We start from the raw sequence: 21,379 nt of genomic DNA on the forward strand, positions 1-21,379 counted from the left end.
GATGAGAATGTTCAGCTTTAAATTCATAATGCTTCGAGGCAGGCCGCCATCCCCTGCCCCCCTCCCACGCAAAGGCTGATCACGGCGCGTTTGCCATCGCTGGCATGCAGTTGATTGAGCGCGGTCTGAACAAGGCGCGCACCGGTGGCGCCAACGGGATGGCCCAGGGCGATGGCTCCGCCGCAGGCATTGATCTTCGCGGGATCGATTTCACCCAGCGGTGATTCCAATCCGGCGCGGCGGGCGCTGGCGGGATCGGCGAGGCATTTCATGACCGCGAGCACCTGGGCGGCGAAGGCTTCGTTGATTTCGAAGACGTCGGCTTCATCCAGTTTCCAGCCGCTGCGATGAAGTGCGGCATCCAGCGCACGCACCGGGCCCAGCCCCATGCGTGCAGGATCACAGCCCGTGGCTGCATAGCTGACAAGGCGTCCCAGAGGCTTCCAATTGTGTGCCGCAGCGGCTTCTTCAGTGGCGACGAGCAAGGCCACCGCACCATCGGTGATCTGGCTGGAGTTGCCTGCAGTCACCGTGCCGGTGACCGTGTCGAAGAGCGGCTTGAGTTTGCCCAGCTTTTCGAGGCTGGAGTCGGCACGGATGCCATTGTCCGTCGCGACAACGTTGCGACCAAAAACGGGTGCGATCTCCTGATTGAGCAGGTGATTCGCCCGCGTGGCGCACAGATGACTGCGCATGGCAAAGGCGTCCTGCATATCGCGAGTGATGCCAAACTCACGCGAGAGCACTTCCGCAGTTTGTCCCATGTTCAAGCTCGAAACGGGGTCCGTCAGTCCGAGTTTAAGGCCGATGACGGGAGCAAAGTCAGACGGGCGGAAATGCAGCGCGGCTTTTGCACGACCGGTGAAATCCCGCGCGCGGCTCATCGCGGTGAATTTTTCAACGGCAGGCCGTGAGAAATAGAACGGCATGTTGCTCATGCTTTCCGTGCCGCCGACCACGAAGACCTCCCCCTGCCCTGCGCACATCTTTGCGTGCGCGAGGGTAAGCGCCTCCAGGCTGGAAGCGCAGTTGCGATGTACGGTCATGGCGGGTTTCGATTCCGGCAGTCCTGCGCGCAGCGCGATGACGCGGGCGATATTCATCGCCTCTGGAGGCTGGCCGACACAGCCAAGGATGGTTTCGTCCACCAGCATCGGATCAATGCTAGTGCGGGTGAGCAGCGCCGCAACAGCGTGACGGCCGAGCTCAACCGCATCGAGATGCGCGAGATCGGTTCCGGCGCGCGAGAATGGCGTGCGCGCAGCGGCAACTATGACAAGTGAGGGAGTTTTCATGGCGTTAGGAGCTGAGTGCCACATGGGTTGCGGCGGGTTGGGCTTTGGGGCGATGATCGACAATTTTCTCCTCCTTCAGGAGGCGTCCGATGCCGAGCTGATCGCGAAGTTCGGACATTGAGTGGAAATGGAGTCCGTTCGGCGTGATCTCCGTGGCTTCGTGAAAGCGGCGAGACACGGCCAGTTCGAGTTCAGATTCGCGCACGCCGAGTTCAGCGGTGAGGTGCAGATGCACCTCGTCCATTTCGAGCGGGTCATCATGGCGCTTGCGCAGTTCGATCTGCCAGGCGGCGATGCCTTTTTGATCATCCAGCAGATGTTCGAGCAGGTTGAAGTTCACCAGTGTGCCCTTCAGCTTGTCCACATGCAGCTCGCGCACTTCACTCACGCGTGAGATGGGGCCCAGCAGGCGCGGACAAGTGCGGCCACAGTTGGGGCATTTTTCCCAGGTCATGCCGCCTTCGGCGATGTCACCTGTTCGATAGCGCAGCACGACGGTGCCCCGTGCATTGAGCGGCGTGAAGACAATCTCACCAGCCTGGCCATCTGGGACGACTTGTCCTGTTTCTGGATTGATCAGCTCTACGATTCCAAGATCGGGGCTCAGGTGGTAGCCGCTGGCTTCGTGAGATTGGCCGACACATTCTGGGAAGGCCATCTTCGCTTCGGTGAAACCATAGGTGGCCATGACATGCGCATCCGGGCTGCCGAGCTGGGTGGCGAGATCGCGCAGGCGGGCACGCAGGCCATCGGCGACTTTCTCACCGCCCAGGACGAGCCTTTTCAACTGGGGCCACTGCCTGCCGGTTTCATAGGCCTCACGCAGCACATGATAAATGAAGGTGGGCATGCCGATGAGGATATCAGGCTGGATTTTGTCGATGAGCCTGATATTGCCGTCGGTGCCGAGGGTTTTGCCGCCTCCGGTGCTCAGCATGAAGGTGCCAAAACCAAGCCCCGCATGGTGTGCCAGCCAGAAGGCCAGATGGGGGGCATAAGGGAAGAGATTGATGTGCTTGAAGTCCCGCTGCGAGCGCCCTGCCAGCATCAAGCGGCTGCCGCTGATGTCGAGATTATGCAGGTCATGCTTCGTGTAGAGAAACGGGACGGGATCCGACGAACGTCCGGTGGTGCTGGTGAGCAGAAGGGGGCGGAATTCCGCCTCCGCCTTATTCTTCGCAGCAGCACGACCATGCAGCAGCGCAGTGCAAATCATGCCGGGTTCACGGCGGAGAACCGCCTCATCCGGAACCAGCACAAAATCGCGCGGGTTGGCGAGATCCTTCTTTGAAGTGAATGGCACGTGGCTCCAGTCCTCGAATGATTTGATGTCGAGCGGCTGGATGTCGTGCTCTTCAAAAACGCGGTGGTAGTGCGCGCTGAAGGGAATCACGCGGTGGTGCAGATAATCACGCAGCTGCTTGAGCTGCCAGTCACGCCATGCCTCATGCGGCGTGGAGTTCCAATCGGGTGTGTGGTGGAGCAATTTCATGGCTGATTGTCTCCTGGTTGAGGTTGGGTTCGGTCTGAAGCAGGGCCCGCATGGCAGGCAGCGCGGCGGTTGCAGCGTCACGACCGGCCTGCAGGTACTGCTCAAAATTCTCGTAATCATGCCACGTCGAAGTGGCAAAATGCGGATGGATGACCACGTCGGCAGCGGCTTCCTCTTTCTTGATGAGGTGGAGCTGCGCGGCCATCAAAGCACGGCGGAAAGTGTCCAGCACGTTTCCGTTGGCGAGCAGGTTTACCTTCTGCCAGAACGTGCGGAAGATGCGCGAAAAGGCGCGGTCAGCAGGTTTGTCGGCCTGCATGAAAGTGTGATCACTATTGGATTCGAATTCTTCCGGTGCAGGCATGACATTCACTGCGATGATGCCGTCGAGATTGAAGCGTTTTTTGAGCAGCTTCACCGGCAGGGGCTCGGAAACACCGCCATCCGTGTAACGCCGACCATTTAGCCTGACCGGAGCACACACAGCCGGAATGGCCGAACTGGCATGCACCGCGTGCGAAACGATGCCGGAATCGAAGACATAGGGCGTGAGGCGATCCAGATCGGTGGCAATGACCAGCAGAGGTTTTTGGAGATCCGCAAAAGTCTTTTCGCCAAGATCGCGTTCGAGATGCTTGCGCAGTTTCTCACCTCGGATGAGCCCTTCTGAGGGCGGGATGATAAAATCCATGAGAGCTTTCAGAGTGGGCCGGTCTTTGATCTCGCGGGCGCGCTCTTCCAACTGGGTGCCACTGAGTCCAGCGGCCCACAAGGAGCCCACGTAGGCCCCCATGCTGCAGCCTGCCAGCGCCGCGATGGAAATGCCTTCCTCTTCGAGCACTTGAATGACGCCGACATGCGCCAGTCCGCGCGCGCCGCCACTGGATAGAACCAAACCGATTCGGGGCGTTTTTCCTCCCCCTGAGCCGTGCTTTGAGCTTTCTTCGGCACGACTCCATCCCCGGAAGGGAAGTTGGAGCTGGGTGTTCATGACCTGCGGGTGTTGTTATCGTTTTAGACCCCTGATGTGAGAAATTGATTCAAAAATAGCGAATCTTTGTGCATAGATCGCATGCCATGAACAATTCGGATCTAAGTCGCATGCTCAAACATGCCGCAACCGCCCCCCCGGCGGCCGTGCCGAGCGCACTGGAGGAAGCGATCATGGCACGCGTACGGGTTGATGATGGCCGGGCCAGACGCTGGCGGTCCTTTGTCCAGTGGCTGCTGATTCTGGCCGCCCTCACGGGCATTGTGACTGCGAGCCTGATCGGGTGGGCACTGGCTTCACGCGATACCATCCATACCACCCCACCCACCATGGAACTGTTTCGCACAGGAAAGCCGCAATGACCTCACGAGTGAAATGGATGCTAATCTCGGTTCTCCTCTCCGCGCCTCTGGCTGGCGGGACCGCATGGCTGGTCACGGACTGGACGCTGCACCGCCATGGTGAAAGCCACGCCCACGATCATGCACCAACAGATCTGCATGCGTGGATGCATGAGCACCTCGACATCACGCCCGAACAGCATGAGAAACTGGAACCGCTAGAAGCGGAGTTTGAAAAGCTTCGCCTGAAATTGAAGGATGATGTGCGCCTGGCCGATGTGGCGCTGGCCCAGACCATCCGTGAGCCCAAAGTGGACGAAGCTGCGATGAATGCGGCCCTGGAGCGGTTGAACAAGGCTCAAGGGGCGCTGCAGAAAGCCACGCTGGATCATTTTTTTGTGATGAAGCGCTACCTGCGTCCCGCGCAGGCCGCCAAACTTCTGGAGTGGACCCATGACAGCCTCACCCGCGATTGATGCACTGCTAGTGCCGCAGGCCGAAGCCTCCGCTGATGATTCAGCGGAGGCTCTGCACCTGCGTGCCGCGCAAGCGGGCGACATGGCTGCTTTTGAATGGATCGTCCGGCAGCATGAAGCGCGGCTTTTCACCTTCTGCTGCCGCTGGCTGCGCTGTGTGGAGGATGCGCGTGAAGTCTGCCAGGATGCCTTTGTACGCGCCTGGCAGGCGCTGCCTGAGTTTGAGGGGCGGGCCAAGCTTTCGACCTGGCTGTATCAAATCGCGCTGAACCTGTGCCGTGACCGCGCCAAATCGCGCGCCTCACGTCAGCGTGAAAATACGACAACGATCAACGACATCGACCAGCCGCTGCCCTGTCCGCAGAATGCCCCAGATGCGAGCGCGGAATGGCAGAGCGAGATGCAAAAACTCGAACGTGGGCTGGCACAGTTGCCGGAAAAACTGCGCACGGCGCTGATGCTCAGCGCCATGGAAGGCCTGAGCCATGAGGAATGCGCCAAAGTGCTGAATTGCTCTGTGCGAGGCACCGAGGGCCGCATTTACCGGGCCCGGCAAATGCTGATGAGTTGGTGGGATGATGAAGGTCAGTGATCCTCCACACCCAAGGCTTTTTCAAGGACCTGCGCGGCATCGGCACGCCAGCCAATGATCGTGCTGGGAAGCAGACCGCCGAAAATCAAAAAAACCACGCAGACGGTCAACGGCCAGCGCTCGCGCGGCAGGGCATCGGGGATGTTGATCACATGCTTTGGCAGCACACCCAGAAACAGGGTGTTGTACAAGCGCAGCAGGTTGATCGCATTGAAGACCGTGGCGACGAGCAGCACGATGCCGGCCACCAGGTGATTTTGCAACATGCCGTGAAATATGAGCTCCTCGGCGCAGTAGCCCAGCGTCCCAGGCAGGCCGACAAGCGCCAGCCCGCAGATCAGAAAAAATGTGGCCAGCCTGGGGGCCTTGGCCGCCAGTCCCAGATGCATCAGCGGATCCTCGCTGCTGCTGACCCGTACCTCCAGGGCACGCACGATGCAGATAAGTCCCGTAGAGGCGGCCGCGACCACCAGCCAATGCGTCAGCGCCCCGGTGATGCCTTCGGCATTCGCACTGGTGATGCCCGCGAGCATGAAACTCGCCTGACTGATGCAGAGGTATGCCAGCAGCCGCCGCGGTTTCTTTTCCGCAAAAGCCCGCAGGCTGGCAATGCCCACCGTGGCCACGGCGGCAATGCTGAGCACGTCAAAGGCATGCCTGGCAGCCTCCGGCAACGCGGCAGCCTCCGTTCGCGCCACCAGCACCACGCCGAGATGGCCGTTGAAGAGCAGCGCCTTGGGCAGCAGCGGCCCGTGCTCGAAGGCCTGCACCACTCCGGCATGCAGGGGAAACAATCCTTTGCGGAAAACGACCGCCAGAATGAGCAGGCCGAAGACCAGTTTCCCGCCATGTGCTAGATCACTGACCGACGCGCTGCCCAGCAGCAGCACGGCTGCAGTCAAGGCCACACAGCTGGCCAGACGGATGCCGCTGGTGAGACGGCTCTCGCTCTGCTCACCAAACATGCCCAGCGCAAACGGCACGCAGGAAAGCCACCAGCCCGCCACCATGGGAATCCAGCCAGCAGCGGCATAAGCCGTCTGCATGGAGAGGGAGATGAGCAGCATTCCGCCAGGAGCTCTTTCTGCCGCATCGCGCCTAGGCGCCAGCACCACGACACAGAGAGTCAGCGCAGCATAAAAGGCCATGGGCACGGCGTTCAGACCATCCGCCAGGAAGCAAGGCAGCAGCGGATCATGCAGCCCCCCCTGCCCCGCAGTGCCTGACTCATACGCGGCAGCCAGGAAGGAGATGAAAGCGAGCACTGCTGCCGCAACCGCAACCCTTCGCGGACGCGCCGCCTTCCAGCATGCCAGCACACCACCCAGCAGGGACGCCAGTGCGATGGTGATGTATGGTAATGAAAGGTGCTCCATGGCGTTTCTCTTGAATCAGGAGACCGTGCTTTCAACCGCCTGTGCGGGTGTATCCCCCGCCGGCTGCTTTTTGGGCGGCTGCGGCTCAAAAATGGCGAGCCAGCGCGCCACCGCCTGGACAGGTGCCACGATCCAGCGCTCCACGATCGCGTCATAAAATCCACGGCCAAGCGCCAGGCGGTAGAGCCAGAGCTGCAAAGCGGGCGACAGCAGAGATTCGTAATGGCTGCCAGTGGGGCTCATCTTTCCACCAGCGGCGGCATGCACCCGGTGATAGTCACGAAGCATGGACGGCGCGCGCAGGAACTGCAGCGTGCGCAGCATGGCATGACTGACCAGATGGATGACAGCAAAGGTGGTCCAGCCTAAGCCGATCTCGACAAAAATAAGGCCGATCTGCGTCTGCGCTGCATAGGCCAGCGAGGTCTTGGCGTCGGCGGAGGTGCGGTGAACGAGCGTGCCGAGAAAGGCTGTGGCCAGACCGGTGATGATGATGAGCCCGGTGGCGATCTGCGACTGGTGAATGAGCGGCTCAATCCGCAGCAGCAGGTAAGCCCCGGTATGAATGGAGATGGCTCCATAAAACACGGCGCTGGAAGGTGTGGGCCCCTCCATGGCCCGGGGAAGCCAGCCCCAGAACGGTCCCTGCGAAGATTTCCCTCCGGCTGCGATCACAAGCAGCACAGCAATGACTGTGCCCTTGGTGCCCTGAATCAGGCTCTGACAGCCAGGCCATTCACCGCTGAACAAGCCCGCCCACGAGGTGGTGCCAAACCAGTGATGCGTCAGGAAAATGGCCAGCAGCATGAACAAATCCGCCACCCTATAGGAGGCGAAGACCCAGAGGGCATTGCGCACAGGCTCAGGCCGATACTGGAAGAACCCGACGAGCAGCACCGAGGTGATGGCCACAATTTCCCAGCCAACGATGAGCAGATCCAGCGAGTCCGCCGTGAAGACGAGGAGCGCGCCAAAAGTGAAAAGGTGCAGCAGCAGGAAGAAGCGGTAAAAACCCGGATCACGATGCAGGTAGCGCACGGAAAAGGAGCCCACGATGCCGGCCAGCACCACGGTCAAGCCCACCAGCGGCAGTGAGAGCCCGTCCACCAGCAGGGACAGCGGATAGCCATAATGCCCCACGGTGAACCAGTCCCCCAGCATCACGCGCACGGAATGCAGCCCCTCCGCCCTCATGCGCCAGCCGGTCATGACCACGAGAAGCGCGAGAAAGGCATAAGCCATCTTCGTGGTCCTCGCCATGGTGCGCTCCGCCACGGTGCCACCCAGCAGCCAGACGGTGCTCAGCAAAAGGAAGAGCACGCCAGGTGTGGCGAGAAGCAGAGGAATCAGGGTTTTTAGAGGCATGAAAACATATGGAATATGGCAGGCTTTTAGGCGGCCCGGGAGTCGATGCGGGCCAGGGCGAGGTGTTCCATTTTGCCGCGATACCAAGCCAGTGAGCTGGCAACTACGGGAAGCGGCTCCTCATTGCCTTCAAGCCTCTCAAAAACACCGTTCCGGTACACCTCCACATGCCCGTCATCAGGGTCCATGGTGGCGAGGCGAATCCACTGGTTGCAGACGATTTCGTTGAGCTCATTGTCTGCCTTGATGACGCGCATCAGACGCTCAGGCGTGGTTTCGACAATGAAGAGGATGCGCACTGGCTCATGGAGCTCGACCGCCTGCGCCGGCAGGCCTATGCACAAATCACCCTGATAACCGTTCATCACGCCAACCAGCCCGATGATGTTATGCGGCAGCTTGGTACCGCTGCCGTAAACATAGTTATCAACAGTGGAGAAGTAATAATCGATGTTGATGCTGTGGCAAACCGGAATCGCCGCACCGACAACTTGTGCCAGCGCTTCATTGGCGGGATCTTTGGTGGCATCATAGGAAGCGAGAAAGGCACGGCGGTCCATGAACAGACCTTTGGTGACCTCACGCCGCCCGACGAAGGCCACGGCGTTGGTGCAGTGGCCATACTCAGGACGCGGCTCGCCGATGTGCTCCGCGCGCTCCTGCACATGCCTCAGGCTGGATTCCGGAGTGATGTCATAGCCTGCCGCCGCAAACCGGCGTGAGCGCTCATGGGCGTTGAGCGTGCGCGCCTTGTCGAGCGACTGATGGACGCGCATTAGATCCCCATGGTGGGCCTCAGGCAGAAGATCCATGTCGAAGAAATGAATATCCTCATTGCAGGTGTCGTGGTAGCCGCCGAGAAACCAGGTGTCCTCGGGAATGACGATACCTTTGGCGCGCAAGGCTTCACGCACGGCAGGACGATTGGCGATGAGGGCAAACAGGCGGGCATTCGGTGCGCCGGTGCGCCCGCCACAGGCCTGGCAGCAGTAGGCGGACTCGTAGGGGTTGTTCAGGCTGGTGGAGCCATGGCCGAGAATGACCACCAATCTCGCATGTCCCTTATGCAGCCCGGCGGGCCCGAGCACCTCATAAACACACTCCGCCTGCTCCTGGGTGGTGAACCCGCGCATGAGCCCCGTGGTGGCTCCCCGGGAGGCTTCATCATCACGCATGAAGGCAAACTCCGTCTTCGGCTCCGGCAGGAAGGCACGGTTCAGCCACTTGATGAAACGACCGTAGGCCAGCGGTGTGAGCACGCGCAGCGCCAGCGGGAAAAGGCTCAGGAAACCGAGGCAGGCCGTGCTGATCCATCCGCGCAGCAGAGTACGCGTGGAGATGAAGCCGTTGCGCACCACACCGGCCCACACACGCCGCAATCCCTGACGCTGCTTTTGCAGATGCGCATCATCCTCCACCGGCACCTCACGCACGGAATGCTGCTGATCGATGACCGCAGGGCATAACGAGACTCCGCCCGGGTCATCAATGCCGGCATAATTGATGGCCACGCCGAAAAAGCCCGCAACCCCCACCGTCTCGATCGTGGGATCGACCTCTTCCAGAGCACGCCGTATCGACTCTTCACGCTCATCAAGGCAGAAGACCACCTGTGCGACCAGCCGATTACTGCTTGGAACAATGCACGGCATGTTGCGATGCCTGGCCAGCGGAATCAATACACGCCGCTCATGCCTGCGCTCGTAGGCCAGATGCAGAAGCCGCCGGCGTTCGGTCTCATGGCAGGCGCGGATCTCCTGATCAAGCCGTGCCAGTTCCCCATCCGTGAAAGCCGCAAGCTCACTGCTGCTGATGCCCAGCAACTGGAATACATCAAACACGCGCGCCACATGAGTCAGCGGATCAAAGCGCGGCACAGGCAGCGGGGTGGTGCTCCATGCAGCCGTGTCGCCGGAAATGTCCTTGAGCGCCACCACGGTGTAGGTGAGGCGCAGCGCGAGAAACTCCAAGAGAGAGCAGCGCACACGATCATGCGGTGCCAGGGTGGGATCCACCTCCAGCATGCGGACCATGCCCGCCCAGCCACGCAACGCGAGCAGTTCCTCCGTGACAAACTCCTCCCACTGCTCCAAGGGCACGGCGAGCTGTTCGAGCGCTTCCAGCACGACGGCGTCCGCGTCCATATTGGCGGACTCCTGCCTCAAAAATTCAGCGCGCACGCCGCTGAGATGCGCCGGAAATATGGCAAACGCCTGCGGCATGATTTTGCGCACAGCCCTAAGCAGGCCCTTGTCACGATGCGGCATGGGCCAGTAGGCGATGCCCTGGTCCAGATAGGCCCCAGTGAGCCGGATGAGCGGCGGATGGATGAGCGCATCCATGTCGATGCCATGCTGCGCCAGCACGACATCGCGGGGCCGTTTCGGCCTCACCGGATCTGGTGCTGGCTGCGGTTTCACCCGGGCCAGGCATGCATTCCAGAGCGCCTGAGGGGAATCCCTGCGCAGCGCAGTGGCGGAGGACTCCGGCAGATCATTGCGGAATGAATCCAGCCAGCCCGCCTCCTCCACCTGCCAGGAAATATTGATGCCGTTCACCCGGCGCACACCGGGAGCCAGCATCACGCGCCTCAGCTCACGCCGCCTGAGCCTGCCCGACAGGATGTCCGCATCAGGCTCGCAGCTGAGAACCGCGTCGATGTCTTCATCGAGAATGCGCCGCCTGCTCCGCTCCGTTTGATAGGTCTCTTCAGAAAGAAAAGGCTCTGCCTTGAACAAATTCCCGCCCTCAATGGCTGCATCTTCAAACCTCAGGTGCCGCAACGAACGGAGCGTGTTGTAATGCAAGAAAACACCCAGAGGCCCCTGACTCGGCAGGAAATGAGCCGCATGCTCCACCGCCTGCCGGAGATGCTCAAGCCTCCCTCCTGCCGGGCAAGTGTCCTGGCTGGCAGCGTAACAGCCACAGGTGCCGACATGGGTGGACGTATTCATCAAAGATTTAGATGCTTACTAAAGGGTGTGCAGCGCAGCTGCGCCATCCCTTCATCAAGGGGTATTTCACTACTGCTAGCAGGGGCATTTTCACCTGTTATATTCACACTCGTGCATATGTCAGCGTTGCGCCCCCCCTGCCTGCGGCGGCCTGCCGTTCATGGCCCATCTCAGGCGGACTGTGTCTGGAGCGGAACCACGACCTCGATTCGTAGCCCCTGAGGCATCACGCTGGTGGCGGTCAGCTCGCCTCCCGATTGCCGTGCGCGTGCACGCATGCCCACCATGCCGAGGCTGGGACTGTAAATGATTTCTCCGGTGTGATTGGGCAGGCCCTTGCCGTTGTCCTCGATGGTGAGGATGATATTTTGACCCCGATGCGCCAGGCGGATCTTCACCAGCGTGGCTTCTGAATGCCGTGCGATGTTGGTGAAAGCCTCCTGGGCGATGCGGAAGAGATGCGTTTCCGTTTCATCCGCAAGCCGTCCCGTGAAATCAGAATCGTAATCCACTTGCAGACGCGTGCGCTGCCCGAATTTTTCCGCCAGCCACCGAAGGCCGGCATCCAGGCCAAAATCATCCAGAATGACAGGACGCAGCAGATGCGAGAGTTCGCGGACGTTGGCGATGGATTCATCCACCAGATGCAGGCAATCGGCGCGCAGTGAAGGAAGATCCTGGGTGGAGCCCTTCGTCAAATTGGAGCGCACGGCGGCCAGCGACTGGCCCAATTCATCGTGCAGTTCATGGGAGAAGCGTCGTGCGGCCTGTTCCTGAGTCTGCAGCATGTGCCAGGACACACGGCTCAGCTCCTCGGACTGCCAGCGAATGCGCTGGATGCTTTTGCGGGCAAAGGCAATGGTCAAAATAGCGCATATCGCGGCCAGGACGGTGCTGGAACCCAGCAGCAGGGTGGAGTCATCACTGAGATCTTGCGACTGCTTCTCCAGCTGGTGTTCGGTCTTGGTCAGATGCTCCGAGCTGCTTTTGATGAGCTTGTTGACCAGCTCGACGACCCGGCCGTGATGCAGGAACAGGGTCTCCAGCTTGTCCCGCTGCACCGGTTCATTACTTTCCAGCAGCCGATGTGATTCCTGAGTGAAGGCTTTGACGCCTCTGTCCAGATCCGCCCATAGCTCCGCATCCGCCAGAGATCGCACCTCGGGTCCCAATCGAGAAATCTGGCGGTCGCTTTCGTCCAGCTCCTGCAGCAGCTTTGCCAGATCGGCACGCTTCAGTTCAAACTGGGCGAACTGATGCAGCACCCCGGTCATGGTGTTTTCCTCCGACTGCACATCCTGCCGCAGCCTGGCGATGAGGAACTGGTCCCGCGCCATCTGCTCCACACCGTGCCGGATGCCCTGGCTCTGGCGAACGGCGATGAGGCCAGCCGTTCCCAGCAGCACCATCACCAGCAGGAAACCCAGCGCGAGAACGCGCAGCACGTAGCGTTCGGTGATGCGGAGGAAGGTGAACGACATGACGAGGTAAAAGACTCAAACCGCTTCAACCATGGGTATGGAAAGCGGTGACCTGGAGGAACCCTGGGTCTGGAAAAAGGAAACCATGCCGGTCTGAATATCATACAAAGCTCCGACAAGCACCAGTTTTCCTGCTTCAACCATGCCTGCGAGGGTGCTGCTGCGCTCCGTGATCATGCGCATGGTGCGCAGCACGTTCCGGCGTGAGACTTCATTGGCGTAGGCCTCCTTTTCCCCGGGCAGCCAAGCGCTGCCACGCTTGCAGGTGCTGAGATCGACCGACTGTTGAATCTCGATAACGAGCGAATCGAGATTGACACAGCCTGTGGCTTCGGCGGCGGTTTGATTGCTGCAAATGAGATCCACGGCGGCATTGACCGCACCGCAAGAGGTGTGCCCCATGACCAGAATCATCTTCGCACCCGCCACGGCGCAGCTGTACTCCATGCTTCCGAGCACCTTGTCGCGCGCGATGTTGCCCGCGATCCGCACACTGAAAACATCTCCCAGGCTCAGGTCAAAAACGAGTTCTGCCGGCGTGCGCGAATCAATGCAGCTCAGCACCACCGCCATGGGGAACTGACCTGCGGAAGTCGCATCCACCAAACGGCCGATGTCACGCGTGAGATGCCTGCCTTCGCGGAACCGCTCGTTGCCTTCCTTGAAGATTTCCAGCACACGTTCCGGCGTCAGACCGCTCTGCACTTCGCGGCTGCTGTAATTCAAAAACTGAATGCGGTCTGTGATCTGGGGATATTTGTCCTTGAATCCCGCCATGCTGAGTTTGATGCCGCGCGCCGTGGCAGTCTTGTGCTGGAAATCGTGGATCAGGCTCAGGATGTCCGCGTCAATGTAATCCGTGCTGCGCGCATCGAGAAGAACATGGCCGCCCTTTGGAACACTGCGCAGGGTTTCCTCGAGCGTGCCACGGCTTAAAAAACTCACCTGATTGGCCAGCTCAATGCGCAGGACGTCGCCCGTGATGTGCTGCTCCATGAACTTGCGCAGAGGACGGCGCATGTTGCTGTGCAAAATGAATCCGATGCTGACTGCAAGACCAATGACGATGCCGATGAGCAGATCTGTCAGAACGATGGCAACGACAGTGATTATGAAGGGCAGAAACTGGTTCTTTCCTTCCTTCCACATCTGTTTGACCAGGCTAGGACTGGCGAGCTTGAGCCCGGTCATGAGCAGAATGGCGCCAAGCGCGGCAAGGGGGATCTGGTTCAGCAAGCCGGGCACCAGCAGAACGCAGCCCAGCAGCAGACAGCCATGAAAAAAAGCGGACAGCTTGGTTTTGCCGCCGGCATTGATGTTCACACTGCTGCGCACAATCACGCTCGTCATGGGCAGTCCGCCGATCAGACCTGCTGTGACATTGCCAATCCCCTGTGCGATCAGCTCCCGGTTGGGCGGACTGCTGCGCTGCTGCGGATCAATTTTGTCCACCGCCTCAAGGTTTAGCAGCGTCTCCAGGCTGGCGACGATGGCGATGGTGATGGCAGCGCCGTATACCGCCGGATTGCCCAGAGCGGAGAAATTCGGAAACACCAGAAGGCCCATGAACGCGCTGAGGTCTTTCGCCACCGGAACCTGCACCAGATGCGAGGCTTCGATGACCCATGCGGCGCTTCCAAACTGCTTCAGCAGCATGCTGACCCCCACACCCAGCAGCACCACAATCAGCGGCGCAGGGACCACGCTGTTTTTCAATGGCTTGATTTTATCCCACAAAACCATCGTCAAGATGGACAGCACACCCACCAGCGCGGCACCTGGCTGGATGTCAAACATCGCGGACCAAATTTCGGTGAAGGTGTTCTCCTGGTCGGGCTGCAGGAAGTTCATGTCACCTTCCGGGTCTGGGTCGTGCCCGACGACGTGCGGGATTTGCTTGAGCACCAAGATGACACCGATGGCAGCCAGCAGTCCCTTGATCACACTCGTGGGAAAAAACGCCGCAATGAAACCCGCACGGCAAACACCGAGAATGATCTGCAGCACACCTGCAATCATCACCGCCAGCAAGAATGTCTCAAATGATCCCAGCTTGCCGATCTGTGCGGCCACGATGGCGGTCAAACCTGCCGCAGGTCCGCTCACGCTCGTTTGTGAACCGCTGAGAACTCCCACCAAAATGCCGCCGATGATCCCTGCCACGATGCCTGAAAAGAGCGGTGCATTGGACGCCAGCGCCACCCCCAGACAAAGCGGCAGTGCCACGAGAAAGACGACGAGGCCGGCCGAGAGGTCTTTGAAAAAAGTTGCGGATGAGGTCGTGGAAGTGGCAGGCATGCAGGAGGAATAGGATGACTAAAGGGTGGGAGATTTATCTGAACCTGCCCTTCAAACGAAGCCAACAACAAAACGGCCGTAGTTTTCCACGCTCCCCTCAATCCTTGGCATTCACCTGCTTAATCCTTTAGTCGATCAAACCGTTGCGAATGGAGAAACGCACCAGCTCACCGATCGAGTGCAAGTTGAGCTTTTCCATGATCCGGCCCCGATGCGCTTCCACGGTGTAAACGCTCAGGTTCAGCACGGAGGCGATTTCCTTGTTGGTCTTGCTCTCCGAGATCATCTGCAGCACCTCGCGTTCCCGTGGTGAGAGCAGATCGATCGGGTTGGTGACATGCTTGCGATAGTCATCCAGCACCGCGTCGCTGACCTCCGGACTGAGAAATCCTTTGCCATTGGCGACGGCTCGCACAGCCGAGAGAAGATCGCTCTCGTTGCTGTCCTTCAACAAATAGCCGTTGGCTCCCGCACGCAGCATTTCACGCACATAGACGGAATCCTTCTGCATGGAGAGCGCCAGGATGCGCGCCTTTGGCACTGCCTTGGTGATCTGCCGCGCCGCCTCGATGCCGTTGAGCTCGGGCATCGTCACATCCAGCACCACCACATCCGGCTGGAGATTGATGGCTTTTTCCACAGCCTCCCTTCCATTGGCGGCCTCTCCCACGACCTCCATGTCCCACTGCGCAGCGAGGATCATGCGGAAGCCGTTGCGGACCACGGCGTGGTCATCGGCAAGAAGAATGCGGGTCAATTTGGCGGACATGAGGGGATCAGCATAGCCAACGAGCGGCAAAGAGCAAAATCTGCGGTCATTTTGTGGGAACCCGCCGCGGCTGGTCGTCCCAACTGCCGCAACCCCTCCTCCAATGCCAGTCTTCCGCCTATCCAGAATCAGCCTCGTCATCGCCTTGATGCCGCTGCTGAGCCAAGCGCAGTCAACGATAGAGGCTCCCGATGGAGGTGGCTCACTGGCTGAAGAATTGACGCTCGAAATGCCCGAAATCGTCATTGAGGGCAAGGCTGAGAGCCTCATCGGCATCGCCACCTCGGCTTCGAAAGGCCAGACCAGCGCCAAGGAACTGCTGGCGCGGCCCTTTTCCCGGCGCGGCGAACTGCTGGAGAGCATTCCCGGATTCATCGCCACCCAGCACAGTGGCGATGGCAAGGCGAACCAGTACTACTTGCGCGGTACTAACCTGGATCACGGCAACGATTTCTCCATTTTCGTCGATGGCATGCAGGTCAATCTGCGAAACCACGCCCACGGCCAGGGCTATGCGGACATGAACTTTCTCATTCCAGAACTGGTGGGCCAGCTCGAATACTGGAAGGGCACCTATTATGCCCAGCACGGGGATTTGAGCTCCGCGGGCTCGGCGCGGTTCAAGCTGGTTGACTCCCTTCCGCAGGGCATTCTGAGCACCACGCTGGGCGAGTATCAATACGAGCGCACGCTGATTGCAGACACCATCAAGGCGGGGGCCGGCCAGCTCACTGTGGCCTTCGAACATCAGTACTACAATGGCCCATGGGATCTGCACGCCAATGCAGTTCGCTTGAATGGTTTTGCCCGCTGGCATTGGAATGACGCCACGGACAACGTCAACATCACGCTGATGGGCTACCGCGGCAAATGGACCTCCACCGACCAGGTGCCGCAGCGCGTGATCGGCAGTCTCATCGGCCGCTATGGCAACCTCGACCCGACCGATGGCGGCAATTCGCAGCGCCACAGCCTGTCCTTCGACTGGGTGCACGAAGGCGACCACACCACGACCCGCACCAATTTGTACGCGGGTTACTATGATCTCGATCTGTTCTCTGATTTCACCTTCTTCATGGACAATCCGGTGCAGGGAGACCAGTTCGAGCAGCAGGACCACCGCTGGTTTGTCGGCGGGCAGGTCACACGCGACTGGCGCTGGGATGCCCTGGGGCAGGAGCAGCGCTTCACTCTCGGGGTGCAGATGCGCACGGACTTCATCAACGGCCTCGGTCTCTACAACACCACCCAGCGCCAGCGCTGGAACACCATCAGCCTCAATGACATCATCCAGAACACCTGGGGGCTTTACGCTGAGGCGGAGCTCAAGCCCACCCCGTGGCTGCGCATCATCCCGGGCCTACGGGGAGACATCATGCAGTTTGATGTGACAAAGAGCAACATCCCAGGAAACTCAGGCTCCCTCACACGCGGCATCATCAGCCCCAAGCTCAGCGTCGTCTTTGGGCCCTGGGCTGAAACCGAGTTTTACCTGAATGCAGGCACTGGCTTTCACAGCAATGATGCCCGTGGGGTGATCTCAACCATCGATCCTGCGACGGGCCTGCCTTCCACACGCGCCACGCCCTTGGTGCGGACCTACGGCGCCGAGTTTGGCATTCGCAATGAATCCATCCCCAAGCTGGTCAATACGCTCTCGTTCTGGACTTTGCACAGCGGCTCAGAACTGATCTATGAGGGCGACACCGGCTCCTCCAGCCCCGGCCCGGCTTCACAGCGCTATGGCGTGGAGCTTTCCAGCTACTGGCGGCCCAATGACTGGACGATGGTCGACGTCGAAGCGACCTACACGGACGCGTTCCTGATCACTCAAAATCCGTCCAACCAGAAAGTCCCCAACTCCATTCCCTACACCTTGAACGCCGGCGTCACCCTTGGCGCTGCGCAGGGGTTGTTTGGATCGCTGCGGATGCGCTACATCTCGCCACGGCCGCTGGATCAGGTTGTCGATGTGCACTCGCGCGATTCTGTTCAGGTCAATGCCCGCCTGGGCTATCGCAAAAACAATTGGGAGGTCGCCATGGACTGCCTGAACCTGCTCAACCGCAGTGACTACGATGTCTCTTATTACTATGCCTCCCAGCTTAAAAGTGATGCCGCCCCGGTCGATGGCGTCCACGTACACCCCATCGAACCGCGCATGTTTCGCCTCTCGGTGACCTACCGCTTCTAGGCGGATATTTTCACGGTGCCCAGCAGGCAAAGAAACAGCCGAGGCCTGTTGTCAAAGCTTCCACAGCATACGACCTTGGGTCCTCATGTCTCTGCCGCGCCTGCTCGCCCTCCTCCTCAGCACTTCTGCCACGCTCACCGCGCAGGTGAACGGTTCGCCACTGAAGATCGAGGTGCGGCGCGCGCTTCCGGCGGACGATATCCCACAGCCCATCCTGCCAGACACCGCCAAACTGCCCCGAGTGCTGCCTGCCAATCGCCAGAGCGTTTACACCCGTTGCGAGACGAAACTGCCGCTTATCGCCATTACTTTTGATGACGGCCCTGATCCTGTGCTCACCCCGCGTCTGCTGGATTTGCTCAAGCAGCGTGGCATTCATGCCACTTTCTTTCTGGTCGGCAAAAATGCCGCCGCCTTCCCCGACGTGGTGCGCCGCATCGTGGAAGAAGGACATGAGGTGGGCAATCACAGCTGGTCACATCCTTTGCTCACCCAGCTCGGCCCCGAGAGCGTGGACAGCCAGTTGCGCCGCACGCACGACGCTATCGTAAAAGCTTGTGGCACCGCGCCTTTGCTGTACCGCCCGCCCTATGGTGCTGTGCGTGTATCACAGCGCGCACGCATCGAAAAAGCCTTCGGCTACCCGGCCATCCTCTGGGATGTGGATCCTCAGGACTGGCAGCACCCCCGCAGTGCGCAAAAGGTGTATGATCGCATTCACAGCCAGACGCGCCCAGGCTCCATCATCCTCTGTCATGATATCCATGAGACGACTGTCGCCGCCATGCCAGCCACCTTGGATGACCTCACGGCTCGAGGCTATCGCTTTGCCACGGTCACTCAGTTGATCGCCTACACCACCCCGCCGGAACTCATGGGTCCTCCAGCGCCAAGTTCTCTGCCAGCCAGCCCTCTCGCCGATCCGCCTACTGCGACCACGGGCAAAGAAACAGTCAAGGCGGTAGAATAAAAATGAGTAGAGAAAGCTCATTTGCCCTGCCGCTGGATCAGTCCTTGAGCCGCATAGAGCCGTGAATCACTATCAAGAACTGGCAGGAGTCATTTCCACACCATTTTGACTGACATCTAGCTTCGTCCAGATGTCGAATGAGACGCCCGCTTCCTCATTTGCCACGAGCAAATTGCGACGGCCGAACCTCAAAATGCCGGTTTTCCATCGATTCTTTGGTGGTAGCCGCATGACCTCTCAAATCCCCCCTCATTCGGAGGTGTAATCATTTTGTCACAATTGTCATAAATGAGTAAATTATTGTAAATGAATTGCAAAAAAGCGATCATTTCATTTAGCAATCTCGCCATTTAAGCATAATTAATTGAAAATTTCATAACTGAAACGCTTTACAGAGAATTGTTTCAATTATAAATTATCACCAGTCCTTCATTTGGATTCAGTGAATCTAGTTTGAGTGTCAAATCTGTTAACATTTGCAACCATGAAAACGCTATCCTCTGCTCCCCAGCTGCAACGTAAGCCCATTGAGGCTGTTGCTGCGGCCATGCTGCTTGCTTTTACCAGCCTTGGTTTTGCCGCATCGACCATCGAACTGGATCAGCCCTATGCTCCGGCTGGCGAAAACTACAGAATCACGGCACTGCAAAATCTCACTCCACTCACTTTGGATGGTGGAACATCGGCAGGGGCCAATCCAAATGTGAATTTTGATTTCCAAGGTGGCTTCGGGGTCCGTTATGAGAATGCTTACGGCATACAGACGGACTTTGGCATCGGCCTCTACGATGCGAGCTATGCCCCCGGTATCCAGACAGCCTCTACCGGACTGAACATCGCTTTCGATCAACTGGTCTCGAGCAACGGCCTGTCCGCCACTCTGGGAGACTTCGGCCTGAATGAATACTCGACCGACGCCGACCCGAGTCATGTGGCCCCGACCATCTCCATCTACGGCATCGGCAATTCGCTGCTCGGTAACTTCTCGACTGCAGACATCCTGGCAAACAACGCCATGAGCATCCTGACGAGTCTTGATCCAATCGCCCAGACTGACCTCTGGAAACTCAATCTGGACGCCTTGGTCGGCCCCGGTGTGCTGGTTTCCGGTTTCACGCTGGCCGCAGACACCCACAATGGCGCTGGCAGCCCGATGGCCGTCAATAGCGACCCTTATTTCCTCGTTGCTGTGAACGGCTGCGAATGCGCCTCGATTCCTGAGCCAGGCTCGGCTTTTCTGATTCTGAGTGCTGGCCTCGGCACGCTGATCATCACCCGCCGCCGCACCCGGGACCTGCTTAGCTCCAAGTAACCGGTCTCTACGATCAAGCCCTTCAAGTTAAGCCGTGGGAGAGTCTCCCACGGCTTTTTTGTGCCCTCACTTCATCAGGATCTACTCTTTGAACTCCTCCCGGTCTGGAATGCGTGTGAAGGCAATCTTGGTGCCCGAAAACGTGCGCACGGTGTCAGGTGTGAAACCGATCACCACGGAGTCGCGGCCGTACTTCTGATTGATCTCATCCAGCACACGACTGAGCTGCTCGCGCTGTTCTTTGGGTGCCGATGCACCCGAGTCGTCGAAAAGTTCGAGCTGCCGCGGGGATGCCTCGGCCACCAGGCCAAACAGGGTCACTGAGACCTTTTTCACCCGCTGCCAGCGCGCCTGCTTCATCACCTGCTGCCATAGCTCCGCCAGTACGCGTGCCAGTACGATGCTGTCAGATCCCTCCTCAAACTTTGCCTGCGCTTCACAGCGCGGCCCGTCCTCCGTGCGCACGCTGAGGTGCAGGTGTCTGGCGCGGTACTTCATGCGGCGCAGCCGGCTCGCAGCCTTCAGTAACAGTCTGCGAGCCACAATGCCCGCAGCCGGTGGTGTGCGTAGTTCGGGAGCCAGCACATGACTGTGTCCGATGGTGCGATGCGCCGGAGGAACGTCATCCTCCGTCGTGCCGCCATGCAAGCCATGCCAGAACCGGTCTCCGCCCACGCCACCCCAGGCCCGGTGCAGCGTCTCGCGCCCTGCCGCCCACAGATCCTCCATCGTACGAATGCCGCAGGCATGCAGGCGCGGCTCCATGCGGCGGCCGATCCCGCACAGATCACTCAACTTGAGTTCCAGCAGCCGTCCCGGCAGTTCTTCCAGCAGCAGCACCACCAGACCATCCGGCTTCTGCATGTCGCTGGCCACCTTTGCCAGAAAGCGGTTCGGCGCCAGACCGATGGAGCAGGTGATGCACTCGCCCACCCGCTCCCGCAGCCCTTGCTTGATGCGCCTGGCCAGTTCCAGCGCAGCATCCAGTCGGCGGCGCGGCGCATCCAGCTTGCAGGCCATCTCGTCGATCGAACAGATCACGTGCACCGGGAAATGCCGCTCCACTTCCTCAATGATCTTGTGATGAAATTCCACATACACATCGTGGCTGGCCATGACAGTGATGAGGTCCGGGCAGCGCCGCCTTGCCTCGCCGATGTTGGTGCCGGTCTTGATTCCGAATTTCTTGGCCTCATGGCTGGCTGCAATCGCACAGGTCGCATCTGAATCCACCGGCACCACTGCGATCGGCTTCCCCCGGAGTTCCGAGTGCAACTGCTGCTCCACGCTGGCGAAGTAACTATTTAGGTCGAGAAACAGCCAGTCTACGAGCGGTTGGGAATCAGGAATGGCACGATTAGCAGGCATTGGCGGACCCAATTCTCGCGAAAACCAACAACTGTTCAATAGAACATTCTTCAGATTAAGCTAAAATCCCATTCAAGCCATCTTACATGCTTCTTACCAATGCCG

At 59.4% G+C, this 21,379-nt stretch carries 16 protein-coding genes; 6 read left to right on the forward strand and 10 right to left on the reverse strand.

Features of this window, described 5'->3' with window-relative positions; translation table 11 throughout:
- Positions 1 to 23: 23 nt before the first annotated feature.
- Genes AC3RLQ_RS15895 through AC3RLQ_RS15905 form a run of 3 tightly spaced genes read right to left on the reverse strand, consistent with a single transcriptional unit; the run spans position 24 to position 3,682 of the window.
- Positions 24 to 1,295, reverse strand: a complete 1,272-nt coding sequence (locus tag AC3RLQ_RS15895) for a thiolase family protein (RefSeq protein ID WP_493029675.1) — start codon at positions 1,293 to 1,295, stop codon at positions 24 to 26.
- A gap of 4 nt (positions 1,296 to 1,299) precedes the next feature.
- Positions 1,300 to 2,787, reverse strand: a complete 1,488-nt coding sequence (locus AC3RLQ_RS15900) for a phenylacetate--CoA ligase family protein (protein ID WP_493029676.1) — start codon at positions 2,785 to 2,787, stop codon at positions 1,300 to 1,302.
- Positions 2,741 to 3,682: a patatin-like phospholipase family protein gene (locus tag AC3RLQ_RS15905; protein WP_493029677.1), complete on the reverse strand. Its 942-nt coding sequence runs from the start codon at positions 3,680 to 3,682 to the stop codon at positions 2,741 to 2,743. The genes AC3RLQ_RS15900 and AC3RLQ_RS15905 overlap by 47 nt, the downstream gene beginning before the upstream one ends.
- A 182-nt stretch (positions 3,683 to 3,864) precedes the next feature.
- Here AC3RLQ_RS15905 and AC3RLQ_RS15910 point away from each other — a divergent pair, with 182 nt between their 5' ends.
- The 3 genes from AC3RLQ_RS15910 to AC3RLQ_RS15920 are packed head-to-tail and all read left to right on the forward strand — an operon-like array spanning position 3,865 to position 5,187.
- Positions 3,865 to 4,140 carry a hypothetical protein gene (locus AC3RLQ_RS15910; RefSeq protein ID WP_493029678.1) on the forward strand — a complete coding sequence of 92 codons (276 nt, stop codon included), beginning with the start codon at positions 3,865 to 3,867 and terminating at the stop codon, positions 4,138 to 4,140.
- A gap of 17 nt (positions 4,141 to 4,157) precedes the next feature.
- On the forward strand, positions 4,158 to 4,595 hold the full coding sequence (locus AC3RLQ_RS15915; protein ID WP_493029679.1) for a Spy/CpxP family protein refolding chaperone: 438 nt from the start codon (positions 4,158 to 4,160) through the stop codon (positions 4,593 to 4,595).
- The gene (locus AC3RLQ_RS15920; RefSeq protein ID WP_493029680.1) at positions 4,573 to 5,187 is read left to right on the forward strand and encodes an RNA polymerase sigma factor; all 615 of its coding nucleotides are present in this window, start codon (positions 4,573 to 4,575) and stop codon (positions 5,185 to 5,187) included. Before AC3RLQ_RS15915 ends, AC3RLQ_RS15920 begins: the two co-directional genes overlap by 23 nt.
- Here AC3RLQ_RS15920 and AC3RLQ_RS15925 read toward each other — a convergent pair.
- The 6 genes from AC3RLQ_RS15925 to AC3RLQ_RS15950 form a co-directional block, all read right to left on the reverse strand.
- The gene (locus AC3RLQ_RS15925; RefSeq protein WP_493029681.1) at positions 5,181 to 6,563 is read right to left on the reverse strand and encodes a proton-conducting transporter transmembrane domain-containing protein; all 1,383 of its coding nucleotides are present in this window, start codon (positions 6,561 to 6,563) and stop codon (positions 5,181 to 5,183) included. The two genes, AC3RLQ_RS15920 and AC3RLQ_RS15925, sit on opposite strands and share 7 nt — an antisense overlap.
- 15 nt (positions 6,564 to 6,578) lie before the next feature.
- On the reverse strand, positions 6,579 to 7,928 hold the full coding sequence (locus AC3RLQ_RS15930) for a proton-conducting transporter transmembrane domain-containing protein (RefSeq protein WP_493029682.1): 1,350 nt from the start codon (positions 7,926 to 7,928) through the stop codon (positions 6,579 to 6,581).
- 26 nt (positions 7,929 to 7,954) lie between these two features.
- Positions 7,955 to 10,882: a DUF2309 domain-containing protein gene (locus AC3RLQ_RS15935; protein ID WP_493029683.1), complete on the reverse strand. Its 2,928-nt coding sequence runs from the start codon at positions 10,880 to 10,882 to the stop codon at positions 7,955 to 7,957.
- Between the two features lie 170 nt (positions 10,883 to 11,052).
- Positions 11,053 to 12,363: a sensor histidine kinase gene (locus AC3RLQ_RS15940; RefSeq protein ID WP_493029684.1), complete on the reverse strand. Its 1,311-nt coding sequence runs from the start codon at positions 12,361 to 12,363 to the stop codon at positions 11,053 to 11,055.
- A 15-nt stretch (positions 12,364 to 12,378) separates the two neighbouring features.
- Positions 12,379 to 14,661, reverse strand: coding sequence for a bifunctional SulP family inorganic anion transporter/carbonic anhydrase (locus AC3RLQ_RS15945; protein WP_493029685.1), 2,283 nt, complete (start codon positions 14,659 to 14,661; stop codon positions 12,379 to 12,381).
- 127 nt (positions 14,662 to 14,788) lie between these two features.
- Positions 14,789 to 15,430: a response regulator gene (locus AC3RLQ_RS15950; protein ID WP_397384597.1), complete on the reverse strand. Its 642-nt coding sequence runs from the start codon at positions 15,428 to 15,430 to the stop codon at positions 14,789 to 14,791.
- A 103-nt stretch (positions 15,431 to 15,533) separates the two neighbouring features.
- Between AC3RLQ_RS15950 and AC3RLQ_RS15955 the strand changes: the two genes are divergently transcribed.
- The 3 genes from AC3RLQ_RS15955 (at position 15,534) to AC3RLQ_RS15965 (ending at position 19,906) form a co-directional block, all read left to right on the forward strand.
- Positions 15,534 to 17,624 (forward strand): TonB-dependent receptor, encoded by a 2,091-nt coding sequence (locus AC3RLQ_RS15955; protein ID WP_493029687.1) that lies wholly within the window; start codon positions 15,534 to 15,536, stop codon positions 17,622 to 17,624.
- Positions 17,625 to 17,709: 85 nt separating this feature from the next.
- Positions 17,710 to 18,594, forward strand: coding sequence for a polysaccharide deacetylase family protein (locus AC3RLQ_RS15960; protein ID WP_493029688.1), 885 nt, complete (start codon positions 17,710 to 17,712; stop codon positions 18,592 to 18,594).
- Between the two features lie 484 nt (positions 18,595 to 19,078).
- Entirely contained in the window at positions 19,079 to 19,906 is an 828-nt protein-coding gene (locus AC3RLQ_RS15965; protein ID WP_493029689.1) for a PEP-CTERM sorting domain-containing protein, read from the forward strand.
- 81 nt (positions 19,907 to 19,987) lie between these two features.
- Here AC3RLQ_RS15965 and AC3RLQ_RS15970 read toward each other — a convergent pair whose 3' ends face one another.
- Positions 19,988 to 21,274 carry a Y-family DNA polymerase gene (locus AC3RLQ_RS15970; RefSeq protein ID WP_493029690.1) on the reverse strand — a complete coding sequence of 429 codons (1,287 nt, stop codon included), beginning with the start codon at positions 21,272 to 21,274 and terminating at the stop codon, positions 19,988 to 19,990.
- Between the last annotated feature and the right edge of the window lie 105 nt (positions 21,275 to 21,379).

Source organism: Prosthecobacter sp. GW821-HT29F12 (assembly GCF_058803405.1).